The organism is Streptomyces sp. JJ36 (assembly GCF_021696945.1).
Lineage (GTDB): Bacteria > Actinomycetota > Actinomycetes > Streptomycetales > Streptomycetaceae > Streptomyces.
Window position 1 is genome coordinate 1 of the sequence record NZ_JACYHE010000173.1, and the last position, 858, is coordinate 858.

Below are 858 nucleotides of genomic sequence, written 5' to 3' on the forward strand. Positions count from 1 at the left end.
TGAGCGTTTTCCACCCTCAGTCTGAGCAAGCCAGGTGCAGGGTGAGGACGGCCTGAACGAGGGTGGTGATGCGGGTGGTCGAGCATCGCAGCTTGCGCAGGAGTCGCCAGGTCTTGAGGGTGGCCATGGCTTGTTCGACGAGCGCGCGGATCTTGGCGTGGGAGCGGTTGACGGCCTGCTGGCCTGCGGAAAGTGTCTCCCAGCGCCCCCAGTAAGGCACGCGTATGGTGCCGCCGGCGCCCCGGTAAGCCTTGTCGGCCCAGCACTCCACGCCGGCCTCGTCCAGGGCGTCGATGATGCCGTGGATTCGTGCGGCCTTGATGTCGTGGACTGCTCCGGGCAGCGCGGGCGAGGCCCACAGCAGCCGCCCGTGCGGGTCGGTGAGGACCTGCACGTTCATGCCGTGCTTCTTATGTTTCCCGGAGTAGAAGGGTTGGTCCGCGGCGATCCTGTCGATCGGCAGCAGCGTGCCGTCCAGGATCACGAACGCCTTGGTGGAGGCGGTCTTCATCGCCTTGGCGAGGGTCGGTGCCAGGTCGGCCAGGACCTCGATGGCCTCGGCGATGTACCGGTAAGCGGTGGTGGTGCCGACGCCGAAACCGGCGGCGAGCTGGGCGTAGGTATGGCCGGAGCGCAGGTGCGCGAGGACGAGCAGAGCTTGGCGTCCAGAACTCAGGCGCCGCCACCGTGTGCCGCGTTCCTGGCGGCGGGCCCACAGCCGAGCGGACAGGTAGCGCAGGGTCGAGGTGGACACATCGATGCCAGACGGGTAGACAAGCACGCGGAAGCTCCTGTTGGACAGGTGATCTTGGTCGTGAACCCGTCTACCAGGAGCTTCTTCACGTCCGGACACCGCCC

The 858-nt window shown here is 67.0% G+C and carries 1 protein-coding gene; it reads right to left on the reverse strand.

What is annotated here, in order from left to right:
- Positions 1-16 precede the first annotated feature (16 nt).
- Entirely contained in the window at positions 17-781 is a 765-nt protein-coding gene (locus tag HOY81_RS27035) for an IS5 family transposase (protein WP_237323344.1), read from the reverse strand.
- Positions 782-858 lie beyond the last annotated feature (77 nt).